This is a genomic window from Glycomyces sp. NPDC046736, assembly GCF_040645615.1.
Taxonomy (GTDB): Bacteria; Actinomycetota; Actinomycetes; order Mycobacteriales; family Micromonosporaceae; genus Glycomyces.
Genome location: NZ_JBEYYO010000003.1, coordinates 376,883 through 388,886 on the forward strand (window position 1 = coordinate 376,883; position 12,004 = coordinate 388,886).

A 12,004-nucleotide genomic window follows, 5' to 3' on the forward strand; every position below is an offset into this window, starting at 1 on the left:
GTTAACGTGTCCTGTCCTCATCGAACGCGATCGAGGTGCACGACAGGGGACACTCAGGTGAACTGACGGTGAATGGGCTGCGGGCCCGGTCACGGCCCTCAGGCGTGCTCAGGCGGCAGCAGCTCGTCGTTCGGGTAGCCGCCGAGCAGGTCGTCGGAGGCGGTGAGCGTGAACTCCTCGGCCACCGGGACCGAGCCGAGCTCGACCGAGGCGATCACGTCGCCGTCCTCGGCCAGTTCCATGAGCATGCCGCGGATCACCGGCGCGGGCACGCCCGCGTCCTCGGCGAGCGCCTCCAAGCTCACCGGGACCGTGGCCGACTTCGCGTTCCCCGGGAGGGTGAAGCGGCCCTCCTCGTCGAACTCGTAGTCGACCCCGCCGACGCGCCTGATCGCGATCGCGGTGAGCTCTTCGAGATCGCCCCGCTGGTCGGCGGCCTCTTCGATGGCTTCGAGCTTGTCGAAGGCGAGCACATCGAACGGGTTGATGTACAGCTGCGGGGCGACGTGGAGCTTGCCCTCGCGCGTCTCGGAGCGGTACAGGCCCAGGGCGAGCAGGAATTCGAGGAGGTCCCTCACGGTGTGCGGGACGGGGAGCCCGGCGCGCCGGCAGTGGGTGGTGAAGGTGTCGATGCGCTCGCTTCGCTCGGCGGTGGCTCGGTCGTACTCCTCGCGGGCCTCCTTCTCGATGACCTCCTGGGAGGCGCCGAGGTGGTGCTCGGAGGCCTCGGCGATCCAGTCGTCGACGTCGCCCGGATCGCACCAGACCGGCTCGTTCCAGATGTCGTCCTCGGGGAAGGCGTCGGCCCACCAGCTCGCGGGGAACGGGTTCACGGAGGGGACGGTGCGGAACAACTCGATGCTGCACGGCATGATGCGGATCCACGCGGGGTGCATCGGGGCTTGGACCGGGCCGGACTCGTCGCCGAACGGCCTCTCGAAGAATTCCACCCATCGACGGTATCAGCGCGGGCGCAAGGGGCCGAGCCGCTGTGGCGCTACTTCGCTTTCAGCGTAGCGGCGGGGCCGGGCGGCGCCTGCCGTGCGGGCGCCGCCCGGCCGGATCGCTACCGGTTCGCGGTCAGGACGGTGAGGTCGGGCTCGAAGGCGGCCAGGCCGCCCGCGTACTCCGGCGTGAGGTATTCGAGGGTGCGGACCTGCTGTTCGAGCAGTTTGCCGACGGTGACGATCTGGTCGGCGGCGTTGAGCACCAGCCAGTGCTCGTACTCCGCGTAGCGTTCGTTGACCTGTGCCTCGGCGGTCACAGCGTTGCCTCCCTGCGATGGGTTGATCGGAACAGAATCGAGTGCGACTCGAACAACGTAGTCCTCCGTGAGCGCTGCACGGATTCGCGACACGCACCCTTGGTGAACAACCGGTCACACTTCCGGGTCAGTCGCGAAGCACCAGGCGCAGCGACGGCACGCCGTCCTCGGTGATCTCGATCGGCACGCCCCAGTCCTGGCGGGTGAGGTGGCACGCGGGGTGCTCGGCCTCGGCGTCGCAGGTCGCGGCCTGGGCCACGACCTGGAGCACGCCGCGGTCGATCCCTTCGGCGAGCACGAGGTCCCGCCCGAGTTCCTCACCGCGGCCCGCGCCTTGGGCGAGGAGCTGCGGCGGGTCGGCCGAGACGGTGACCTGGATCGGGGACCCGAACGTGTAGTCGAGTTTCTGGCCCTCGGCGGGCGCGAAGAGCACGTCCAGGCGCAGCGCCCCGGGCGCGACCTTGGTGCGCTTGCGGGTGACCCGGTGGTGCTGCCCGGCCACGGCGGCCTCGCTCAGGTCGGGGACGGTCAGGCGGTGCGCGGCCGACTCGACCACGGCCACACGGCCTTCGAGGACGAGGACGTCGCTGGGTTCGGCGAGGGCGGACGCGAGGGTCGTGACCTCGCCGGTGCGCCGGTCGTAGGCGCGCAGGGCCCCGTTGTAGGTGTCGGCGACCGCGACGCGGCCGTCGGCGAGCACGGTGAGGCCGAGCGGGTGCTGCATGAGGGCGTCGGCGGCGGGGCCGTCGACGTGCCCGAAGTCGAACAGGCCCTGCCCGACCGCGGTGCGCATGTCGCCGCCTTCGATCCAGCGGAGCGCGGAGGTCTCGGAGTCGACCAGCCAGAGCCGGTCGCCGTCGGCGGCGAGCCCGGACGGCTGGGCCATCCAGGTCTGCTCCAGAGGCCCGTCCTTGAGGCTCTCGACGGTGGTCCCGGCGAAGACCCCGGCGGTCTCGGCGAGCGGGTCGAAGTACCAGAGCTGGTGGATCCCGGCCATGGCCACGATGAGCTTCCCGTCGAACCAGGCGAGGTCCCACGGCGAGGAGAGGTCGACGCCCGAGGCCTTGTCGGTGCCGTTGTCGCTGCGCCACTGGTCGCCGGTTCCGGCCACGGTGGTCACCGCGCCGTCGGACAGGCGCACGCCCCGCAGGAGGTGGTTGACGGTGTCGGCCACGACCAGGTCGTAGCCGACTTCGGCGGCGACGGCCTCGGGCAGCAGCGCGAGGCCCTGCGGTTCGTTGAACTCGGGCTCGGTGCCGTCGGCGCGCCCGCGCCGCCCGGTGCCGATCACCGAGACGACGGTCTCCAGGTCGGGGGCGAGGCGCACGAGGCGGTGGCGGGCCGAGTCGCTCACCAGGACGTCGCCGCCGGGCAGGGCGAGGGCCTTGCCGGGGAAGCGAAGCGCGGTCTCAGGCGTGGGTGCGGCCACGTACGGGCTGCCTTCGGGTTCGAGCGTGCCCTTGGCGGTGTGGGTCGCGACAAGGCCGCCGATGATCGAGTCGAGGGCCTGCACGTGGCCTTCACCGGCCATGGTGGACACCACGTAGCCCTCGGGGTCGAGGACGACGAGGGTGGGCCAGGCGCGGGCGGCGTAGGCGTCCCAGGTCTTGAGGTCGGGGTCGTCCAGGACCGGGTGCTCGACGCCGTAGCGCTCCACGGCCGCGGCGAGAGCCTCGGGGTCCCTCTCGTGCTCGAACTTCGGGGAGTGGACGCCGATGACGACCAGGGCGTCGCCGTACTTCTCTTCGAGCGGGCGCAGCTCGTCGAGGACGTGCAGGCAGTTGATGCAGCAGAACGTCCAGAAGTCGAGCACGACCACTTTGCCCTTGAGGGAGTCCAGGTCGAGGGTCCGCCCGCCGGTGTTCAACCAGCCGCGCCCTTCGAGCCGCGCCGCGCGCACCCGCGATTGCCCCGTCTGCTCCTGTGTCACGCAGCGAGCCTAGCTCGGGCGCACGCGTGGAAGCGTTCGCTCACTGCCGGTGAGCTGCTACGACATAGAAGAGGCCCGGGTCCGGTGAGCGAACTCTCCGGGCCCGGGCCGCCTCGGTCTATTCGGTGGTCTCTTCTTCGGCGCCCTCGTCGGCGCCTTCGTCGGCGGGCTCGCCGCGAAGGGCCAGGCAGTAGACGTCCTCGCCCACGGTGAGGGTCTCGCGCTGGGCCTCGGCGCACTTCTCGCCGTTGTCGACCTTCTCGACGATCTCGTAGTCCTCGCCGTCGACGGCGTCCTCGCAGTCGATGGCCTCGGCCTGGTCGCCGCTGGTGTGGCGGACGCAGCCGCCCTCCTCGAACTTCGCGGGACCGAACATGAGGAAGTAGACGCCGACGGCCGCGGCGATGACCACCAGGGCCGCGACCCCGGCGAGGATCGGCACGAGCGGCTTCTTCTTGCCGTCCTTGCCGCCCGGCGGGACCTGGGGCGGGAACTGGCCGGCCGGCGCGGTCGGCTGCGTGTACTGCGCCTGCGGCGGCTGGGTGTACTGGGCCTGCGTCGGCTGCTGCGGCGCGGACTGGTACGCCGAGGCCGGGGCGGCGGGCGGCTCGCTGTAGGGGTTGTGCGCGCCGATGATCAGCTTCTGGGTGTCGTCGGACTGGACCGGCGGACCGGACGGGTAGGCCGACGGCGGCTGCGGCGGTTGCTGGGGCTGCGCCTGCGGCGGCTGCTGCCCGTAAGGCGCGGCCGGAGGCGGCGGGGGCTGCTGGCCCTGGTTGGCGAGAGGGTTCGGCGGCGGCGAGGGCCAGGCCGGGTTCTGCGGCTGGGCGGCCGGGTCGCCGTGGGGCGCGGGGGCGTTGAAGCCCGAGACGCCCTGCGGCGGCAGCACCTGGGTGTTCTCGTCCACCGACGGCGCGGCCGGGGGCGAGGACTGCGGGCCCAGGCGCAGGATCTGGGTGCCCTCGTCGTCGAACTGGGGCCCGGCGGTGGGGCCCTGCGGCGCGGCGGGGGGCTCGAACGCGGCCGGCGGCTGCTGCGCGGGCGCGTCGGCGGCCGGAGCGGGCGGGGCGTCGAAACCGGCGCCGGCAGTCGGCATGGCCTGGGTGGCGCCCTCGTCGATCGCGGGCGGCGGGGTGGGTTCGGGCGCGGGCGGCGGCGTCGGTTCGGCCGCGGGGGGCGGGCTCGGCTCGGCGGCGGGCGGGGAGACCTGGACCTCGATCTCGGCGGGAGCGGCAGGGGCCTCGGGTTCGGGTTCGGGAGCAGGCTCCTGGGCCGCCTCGGGGGTGGGCGCCGGCTCGGCGGGACTGGGAGCCGCCTCCGGTTCGGGGACCGGTTCGGCCTCGGGGGCGGCGGCGTCCGCGGCGGGCGCGGCGTCGTTCGAAACGACCTCGTTCTGGTCGTCAGGGGCCTCGCCCTTGGCTGGCGGGTTGCCTTGCTCGGAGGTCACGGCTGCTCCTCAATGCTGCTTCCGGCCTGGCGTCTTGGGGGCACGCCAGACGGCAACACGGTACCGCAGCGACGCCAACGATCACTCGACAGGGTTAAAAAGAGCCGCAAGAAAAACCCCGCGCACGCGCAAGAGGGCACAGAAAAAGGCCGGGCGCTGCGGTTGCCCACCCCTCATGGCAAACGCGGCGCCCGGCCGGTGTGAGAACCCCCTGGAGAGGGTCTCCGCGGTGTGCGGACTCGGCGCTGTCCGCTCCACCAGTTGGAGGAGAAAAGTTCGCGGTCTCAGTTCACTGAGACGATCGGAAACTTCGAAGTGATGTTTCTCCGTTGTTTCCGTGCCTCAATTACAACACCGAACACCAAGATCCGCCAACGAATCGCTGGTGCGCTTGATCACGTCCAGGCGAGCAGTGTTTCCCCAGGGTGTTGCAGGAACGCGCCCACGTCCGCGAGGAACTTCGAACCCTGCTCGCCGTCGATCAACCGGTGGTCGAACGAGAGCCCGAGCGTGGTGACCTGACGGACCGCGATCTCGCCCTCGTGTACCCACGGCTGGGGCCGGACCGCGCCGAACACCAGGATCGCCGACTCGCCCGGAGGCAGGATCGGCGTGCCGGTGTCGACGCCGAAGACGCCCACGTTGGTGATCGAGACCGTGCCGCCGGCCATGTCGGCCGGGGTGGTCTTGCCGTCCCTGGCGGTGCGGGCGAGCGAACCGATGGCCTCGGCCAGCTCGACCAGCGTCAGGTCCTGCGCGGCCTTGATGTTCGGCACCACCAGGCCCCGCGGGGTGGCCGCGGCGATCCCGAGGTTCACGTCGTGCTTGACGACGATCTCCTGGGCCGCCTCGTCCCACCGCGCGTTGATCATCGGGTGGCGGCGGGCGGCCAGCAGGACCGCCTTGGCCACGAACAGCAGCGGCGTGACCTTGACGTCGGCGAATTCCTTGCGGCCCTTGAACTCCTTGACCGTCTCCATCAGGCCGGTCACGTCGCAGGTGAGGAACACCGTGACGTGCGGCGCGGTGAACGCCGAGGCCACCATGTTCTGCGCGGTCAGCTTGCGCACGCCCTTGATGGGCAGGCGCTGGTCCTCGGCCGAGGCTGCGACCTTCACCGGGGCGGCAGCGGCGGGGGCCGCCGTGTGCGCCTCGACGTCGGCGCGGGTGACGATGCCGCCGGGACCGGTGGGGGTGACCGACGCGAGGTCGATGCCGAGGTCCTTGGCGAGCTTGCGGACCGGGGGCTTGGCGAGCACCGGACCGGTGCGCTCGGGCACCGCCGGGGCGGCCGGAGCGGGGGGCGCTACCGGAGCCGGAGGCGACGCTACCGGAGCCGGAGCGGCGACCGGAGCAGGAGCCTCAGGGGCACCGCCGCGCCGCTTGCGACGCTTCGATCCGGCCTCGCGGGCCCCGTATCCCACGAGGTTGGGGGTGCGCTCCTCCTTCTTCTTCGGCTCGGGCGCTTCAGCGCCCTCGACCTCGAAGCTGGCGAGGGGCTTGCCCACGTCGACGGTCTCGCCCGCGACGGCGTGGTGCTCGGCGAGCACCCCGTCGTAGGGGCTGGGGACCTCCACGAGGGCCTTGGCGGTCTCGACCTCCACGAACGGCTGGTTGAGCTTGACCTCGCCGCCGGGCTCGATGAGCCACGCGGCGACTTCGCCCTCGGTGAGTCCTTCACCGAGGTCGGGCAGGTTGAACGTGATCCTCTGACCCATGTCCCGCTCCTCAGTACTCGAGGGACCGGTCGACGGCGTCGAGCACCCGGTCCAGGTTCGGAAGGTAGTCGTCTTCGAGACGGCTCGCGGGATAAGGGACGTCATAGCCGGTCACGCGCAGCACCGGGGCCTCCAGGGAGTGGAAGCACTCCTCGGTCAATCGCGCGGTGATCTCGGCGCCGATGCCCACCTCGCCGGGGGCCTCGTGGACGACGACGGCCCGGCCGGTCTTGCGGACCGACGCGAACAGCGGCTCCCAGTCGATCGGGGACAGGGCCCGCAGGTCGACGACCTCCAGGTCCAGGCCCTCTTCGGCGGCCGCGGCGGCGGCGTTCTCGGCCACGTCCACGGTGGGGCCGTAGGCGATGAGGGTCGCGGTGCGGCCCTCGCGCACGGTCCGGGACCGGTAGAGGTCCCGCTCGGGCGCTGCGGTGTCGACCTCGCCGCGGGCGTGGTAGCGGCGCTTGGGCTCGAAGAAGATCACCGGGTCGTCCCCGGCGGCGGCCTGCTGGATCATCCAGTAGGCGTCCGAGGGGTTGGAGCAGGTGACGACCTTCAGGCCCGCGGTGTGCGCGAAGTACGCCTCGGGCGACTCCGAGTGGTGCTCGATCGCGCCGATGCCGCCGCCGTAGGGGATGCGGACGACCACGGGCAGGCGCACGCGGCCGCCGGAGCGGTTGGGGAGCTTCGCGAGCTGGGACACGAGCTGGTCGAACGCCGGGTAGACGAACCCGTCGAACTGGATCTCGCAGATGGGCCGGTACCCGCGCAGCGCCAGGCCGATCGCGGTGCCGATGATGCCCGACTCCGCCAGGGGCGTGTCGATGATCCGGTCGGACCCGAAGTCCTTCTGGAGGCCGTCGGTGACGCGGAAGACGCCGCCGAGGCGGCCCACGTCCTCGCCCATGATGAGGGATTTCGGCTGGTCCTCCAGGACCCGCCGCAGGCCTTCGTTCAGGGCCTTCACCATCGTCATCGTGGTCATCGGACCTCGCTCCCTTCCTCGAGAGAAGCCTGGAAGTCGAGCGCTTCGGCCCGCTGGGCGGCGATGCCGGGCGGCATCTGGGCGTACACGTTGTCGAACATCTCGGTGACCTCCGGGTCGGTCAGCGCCATCACGCGGGCGCGCAGCTCGCGCACCAGCTCACCGGCCTCGGTGTCGACCGACGCGAAGTAGGCCTCGTCGGCCAGCTTCTCGGCGGTCAGCCACTTGCGGTAGCGCACGATCGGGTCCTTCGCGCGCCAGAAGTCCAGCTCGGCCTCGTCCCGGTAGCGGGTGGCGTCGTCGGAGGTCGTGTGCGGCTGCATCCGGTAGGTGTAGGCCTCGACCAGGCTCGGGCCCTCGCCCTTGCGGGCGCGGTCGAGCGCGGCCCTGGTGACCGCGAGGGTCGCCAGGACGTCGTTGCCGTCCACGAGGATCCCGGGCACGCCGAAGCCCTCGGCGCGGCGGTGCGGCGGCAGCCGGAACTGGCGGGCGTTGGTCTCGGAGATCGCGTACTGGTTGTTCTGGCAGAACAGCACCAGCGGGGCGTTGAACACCCCGGCCCACACCAGGGCCTCGTTGAAGTCGCCTTCGCTGGTCGCGCCGTCGCCGTGGTAGGCGATGACGGCCTCGCCGTCCTCGGTGCCCACCGCGCCGTCCATGGCCACGCCCATCGCGTAGCCGGCGGCGTGGAGGGTCTGGGTGGCGATCACGATCGCGTACATGTTGAAGCGGTCGGCGGCCACGTCGCGGCCGCCCAGGTCGGTCCCGCGGAAGAGCGCGAACGACGAGATGAGGTCGATGCCGCGGGCCCACTGGACCCCCAGCTCCCGGTAGGCCGGGAAGACCGTGTCGTTGGCCTTGAGGGCCCGGCCCGAGCCGATCTGCGCGGCCTCCTGGCCCAGCAGGCTCGGCCACAGGCCGAGCTGGCCCTGACGCTGGAGGGCGGTGCCCTGCGCGTCCAGTTCTCGGGTGACGACGAGATCGCGGTACAGGCCGCGGTACTCCTCGTCGGTCAGGTCGATGTCGTAGTCGGGATGCTTGACGCGCTGACCCTCCGGAGTCAGCAGTTGCACGAACTCTGGTTCGTTCGTTGAGGCGGGTTTCGGACGGCTCTTGGCCGTCTTCTTGGCAGGACGCTGTGTGTCGCCCATAGTTGCCTCCTCATATTCGTATTCCGGTGTATCCAAGCATCCCAAAGACCCGGGCGGTGCGCGTCACACCTCCCACCCCATTACTATTCGGGGCTGAAGTCTGACGCTTAGTAGCCGACCTGCCTCGGTGACGCGGCGGATCGGGGTCGTACCGTCGAGCATTCGACATCATCGGTCCTGAACGGCCGTTTCGTCGCACGGGGGTGGCGGGAAGGAGCACATGGTGCGCGTCGAAGGCAGCGACCAGGGGGGACGCTGGCCGGTGGGGCTGTGGTTCGCGCTGGTGGGGATGAGCGCGGGGACCGTGGCGTCGTTCGCGGCGGTCGGGTGGACCTTCACCAGCGGCCTCTACGAGGACGAGCCCGCGACGGCCCTGCCGCCGAACGTGGAGCCGGGCACGGTCGTCATCGAGGCCGACGAATCGGCCGCGACCAGCGGCGAGGACCCGCCCGGGCCGGTCCCGACCGGACCGGAGACCGAGCCGATCGCAGGTCCGGGGACCGTCGAGCCCCGCTCGGAGCCGGTGCGCGAGGACCCGGTGCTCGAGCCGGTCGCGGCACCGCCGCCTCCGGCCGAGCGCGAGGAGGAGCGCGGCGAGGAACTCGAGGAAGTCGAGGACCCGCCAAGGCTGGTCCCGATCGAGGAGTCCGGTCCCGAATGCGGCGAGACTCCGGGCGGGGACCTGGTCCCGGTGCCGCCCGCCGAGGACGGGGTTCCGAGCGAGGACGAGACGCCCGCTCCGCCTCCCGAGGAGGAGGTTCCGGACGAGGACGAGACGCCCGCTCCGCCTCCCGAGGACGGGGGCGAACACCCAGGTCACGGATGGCACGGCGATTGGGACTGGGACTGGAGCCACGAGGACCACCGGTCCGACTCCGAGCATCCGGGCGACCTCACCCCAGAGGACCTGATCGAACTCCCGCTCCCCGAATGACCGCCCCGAACCCGATGTGAAAGCCCCTCAATAACACCCCGCCCCCGCTACCCCGACACTCCCTCGCCCGAAGGAGTGAGTTGTGGGGAAGGACACCCCGCAGCCGTAACCTGCACATGCGGATTGCCGTTAGCCCTACTGAGAGCGCGTCGCCGAGCGACGAATGCACACGGATCTAGGTGGGGTAGCAAATGGATCTCTTCTCTCGCAGCATGCTCGCCTGTTCGGCCGAGGCGGGCCTGACCACGACGGCGCTGTCGCGGCACGTGCCGCTGCTGCGCCGCAACATCCTTCCCGGCGACCAGGTGTCCCTGCTGAGCCGCTGCGTCGGCTCCGACGGGCTCGGGAGCGGGGACTACGTCCTCATGCTCACCGGCACCCGGATGGTCGTCACCCGGCAGTCGCGCCTGCTTGGCCGCGTCCGCCTCTGCCTCGACGCCCCGGTGGAGGCGATCGAGAAACTGCGCTGGTCGGCCGACCCGGCCGGGCCCGGCGTCGAACTCAACTTCACGGTCCTGGAAGGCTCGGGCGCGAGCGAACCGCACCGGTGGCACTTCTGGCTCCCGGCCAGCCACGCCAAGCGGGTATGGCGGGTCGACGCCCTGCTCGCGCGCACGTTCCGGCGGCCTTCGGCCACCCCGCGCCCGGCCCGCCGAGCGCTCAATCCCCGCAGCGAGGTCTTCCCAGTGGTCGCGATCCCGGCGGCGGCCTCGGTGTTCCCTTCGGTGGCGCTTCCGGCGAGTCCGCGCCCCTCGATCTCCTCGAACCAGGTGCTTCCTTCGAACCAGACGCACCCGGCGAGCCCGATGCCGCCGCGGCCCGATGCGCTCACCGCGTCCGCCCCGGACGCCGGTGCACACCGCGCGCTGGCCGTGGCCCCGCACGTTCCCGATGCCCCGATCAACCCAGCCGCGTCCCGCGGCGGCGCGCACCGCGCGCTGCCGTCGGCCGATCGACCGACGGTCCCCGTCCCCGCCCAGCAGCCGCCGCGCCACGCGGACCGGCCGCTCCCCATAGCGGCGCCCACCGGCTTCGAGCCGACACTCGCCGCCGCGTAAGCCCGGAACCGCCGGGCCGCGGCCGGGCGGGAGCGCAGGGCGCGGACCGCTGCGGCGCTGACCTTGGCAGGACGCGGCCCGCGCCTTCGAAGACGACCCGCGGTCGATGCAAAGGGGCCGGTGCCGAGCAATGCTCGGCACCGGCCCTTTGTCTGTGTCCGCCTAGGGCGTGCTTGGGAACTCGCGGCGAGTCGGTATCGGAGTCCATTCGTTCGCTCGCTGGGCTCATTTACGGCTCGCAAGCGTCGCCGAGGCCGCGGAAGGCCTTCCCGATACCGGTGCTGTATCGGGAAGGCCGACAACGAAGCGAGCGGGCGAATGGGCCCGATAACGGCCGTCGGGCACGCCCTAGCGACGCAGTTCGGCGGTGCAGCACTTCACCGAGCCGCCGCCCTTCTTCAGCTCGGAGAGGTCGACCGGGACCGGCTCGTACCCGGCGTCGCTGAGCTTCGCGACCATGCCGGTGGCCTCGGCGTTGACCACCACGTTGCGCCCGTCGGACACGAAGTTGAGGCCGAACGCGGCGGCGTCATCGGCGTCGGCGATCACCGCGTCGGGGAAGAGCCGCTCCAACAGGAGGCGGCTGCCGGGGGCGAAGGCGCCCGGGAAGTAGGCGATGCGGTGGTCGTCGAGGACCGCGAGCGCGGTGTCGAGGTGGTAGTAGCTGGGGTCGACCAGGCGCAGGGAGACGACCTGGCGGCCGAACACGTCGGCGGCCTCGGCGTGGGCGCGCGCGTCGGTGCGGAAACCCCACCCGGCGAGGATGAGCTCGCGGCCGGGGAGGTAGGTGAAGTCGCCTTCGCCTTCGTTGATGAACTCGGGCTTGGCGTAGGTCCAGCCGCTGGTGCGGTACCACTTCTCGTGGGCGTCGGCCTCGGGGCGGCGCTCGGGGTAGCGGAAGCTCGCGCCGTAGGCGATGCCGTCGACGACGAACGCCCCGTTGGCCGCGTAGACCATGTCGGGCAGGCCCGGCTCGGGCTCGATGCGGACGACGTCGTGGCCGAGGCCGGTGAAGACGTCGACCAGCTCCTCCCACTGCGCGCAGGCGAGGGTGGCGTCGACGGGGGTGGTGGTGTCCATCCAGGGGTTGATGGCGTACTCGACCGCGTAATAGGCGGGGCGGCACATGAGGTAGGTACGGCGGCCGGGCGACCGGGTCGCGGGCGCCTGCGCAGGTGAAGAGGTGTGTTTCTCCATGGCGCGAGTGTAGACACCCCCGCCCCGCCGCGACACCCCGCGGGCCCGCGACACCCCGGAGTGTGACCAACGCGTCCCGCCCCGCGAACCCCCCGGTCACGGGGCGGCCCGGATGTCCGAATTGGTCGCACCGCGGGCTTCGCCCGCGGTTCGCGGTTCGCGGTTCGCGGTTCGCGGTTCGCGGTTCGCGGTTCGCGGTTCGCGGTTCGTCGGGGCGGAGCACCTGATATTCCCCGCGCCGAGGGGCGCTTTGAGGTCGTCAGCGAGTACCGGCCGTCGGGCGACCAGCCCACGGCGATCAAGGACCTGACCGAGCGCAT

10 protein-coding genes are annotated in these 12,004 nt (G+C 71.6%); 2 read left to right on the plus strand and 8 right to left on the minus strand.

Going from position 1 to position 12,004, the window contains the following annotated elements; genetic code table 11:
* Positions 1 to 98: 98 nt before the first annotated feature.
* The 7 genes from AB0B28_RS05420 to AB0B28_RS05450 all read right to left on the minus strand — a co-directional run bounded on the left by AB0B28_RS05420 (position 99) and on the right by AB0B28_RS05450 (position 8,495).
* On the minus strand, positions 99 to 950 hold the full coding sequence (locus tag AB0B28_RS05420) for a hypothetical protein (RefSeq protein ID WP_360116886.1): 852 nt from the start codon (positions 948 to 950) through the stop codon (positions 99 to 101).
* Positions 951 to 1,066: 116 nt separating this feature from the next.
* A complete protein-coding gene (locus AB0B28_RS05425; RefSeq protein WP_360116889.1) occupies positions 1,067 to 1,264 on the minus strand; it encodes a hypothetical protein in 198 nt (65 codons plus the stop codon).
* Between the two features lie 127 nt (positions 1,265 to 1,391).
* Entirely contained in the window at positions 1,392 to 3,194 is a 1,803-nt protein-coding gene (locus tag AB0B28_RS05430) for an NHL domain-containing thioredoxin family protein (protein ID WP_360116892.1), read from the minus strand.
* A gap of 118 nt (positions 3,195 to 3,312) precedes the next feature.
* Positions 3,313 to 4,641 (minus strand): hypothetical protein, encoded by a 1,329-nt coding sequence (locus tag AB0B28_RS05435; RefSeq protein WP_360116895.1) that lies wholly within the window; start codon positions 4,639 to 4,641, stop codon positions 3,313 to 3,315.
* A 395-nt stretch (positions 4,642 to 5,036) separates the two neighbouring features.
* Positions 5,037 to 6,359, minus strand: a complete 1,323-nt coding sequence (locus AB0B28_RS05440) for a dihydrolipoamide acetyltransferase family protein (protein WP_360116898.1) — start codon at positions 6,357 to 6,359, stop codon at positions 5,037 to 5,039.
* Between the two features lie 10 nt (positions 6,360 to 6,369).
* Complete coding sequence (locus AB0B28_RS05445; protein WP_360116901.1) at positions 6,370 to 7,344, minus strand: alpha-ketoacid dehydrogenase subunit beta; 975 nt, start codon at positions 7,342 to 7,344, stop codon at positions 6,370 to 6,372.
* Positions 7,341 to 8,495: a thiamine pyrophosphate-dependent dehydrogenase E1 component subunit alpha gene (locus AB0B28_RS05450; RefSeq protein WP_360116904.1), complete on the minus strand. Its 1,155-nt coding sequence runs from the start codon at positions 8,493 to 8,495 to the stop codon at positions 7,341 to 7,343. Before AB0B28_RS05450 ends, AB0B28_RS05445 begins: the two co-directional genes overlap by 4 nt.
* A 220-nt stretch (positions 8,496 to 8,715) precedes the next feature.
* On the opposite strand from AB0B28_RS05450, the gene AB0B28_RS05455 reads away from it, so the two are divergent.
* Together AB0B28_RS05455 and AB0B28_RS05460 are read left to right on the plus strand one after the other, a co-directional pair.
* Positions 8,716 to 9,429, plus strand: coding sequence for a hypothetical protein (locus tag AB0B28_RS05455; protein ID WP_360116907.1), 714 nt, complete (start codon positions 8,716 to 8,718; stop codon positions 9,427 to 9,429).
* A 191-nt stretch (positions 9,430 to 9,620) separates the two neighbouring features.
* Positions 9,621 to 10,487, plus strand: coding sequence for a hypothetical protein (locus AB0B28_RS05460; protein ID WP_360116910.1), 867 nt, complete (start codon positions 9,621 to 9,623; stop codon positions 10,485 to 10,487).
* A 348-nt stretch (positions 10,488 to 10,835) separates the two neighbouring features.
* Here the strand turns inward: AB0B28_RS05460 and ddaH are convergent, their stop codons facing one another.
* Positions 10,836 to 11,684: a dimethylargininase gene (gene ddaH / locus AB0B28_RS05465; protein ID WP_360116913.1), complete on the minus strand. Its 849-nt coding sequence runs from the start codon at positions 11,682 to 11,684 to the stop codon at positions 10,836 to 10,838.
* Positions 11,685 to 12,004: the final 320 nt, after the last annotated feature.

Coding starts and splice junctions, on each gene's coding strand:
- AB0B28_RS05440 (WP_360116898.1), bottom strand. CDS start 6,359: ATGGGTCAGAGGATCACGTTCAACCTGCCCGACCTCGGTGAAGGACTC.
- AB0B28_RS05450 (WP_360116904.1), bottom strand. CDS start 8,495: ATGGGCGACACACAGCGTCCTGCCAAGAAGACGGCCAAGAGCCGTCCG.
- AB0B28_RS05445 (WP_360116901.1), bottom strand. CDS start 7,344: ATGACCACGATGACGATGGTGAAGGCCCTGAACGAAGGCCTGCGGCGG.
- AB0B28_RS05460 (WP_360116910.1), top strand. CDS start 9,621: ATGGATCTCTTCTCTCGCAGCATGCTCGCCTGTTCGGCCGAGGCGGGC.
- ddaH (WP_360116913.1), bottom strand. CDS start 11,684: ATGGAGAAACACACCTCTTCACCTGCGCAGGCGCCCGCGACCCGGTCG.
- AB0B28_RS05455 (WP_360116907.1), top strand. CDS start 8,716: ATGGTGCGCGTCGAAGGCAGCGACCAGGGGGGACGCTGGCCGGTGGGG.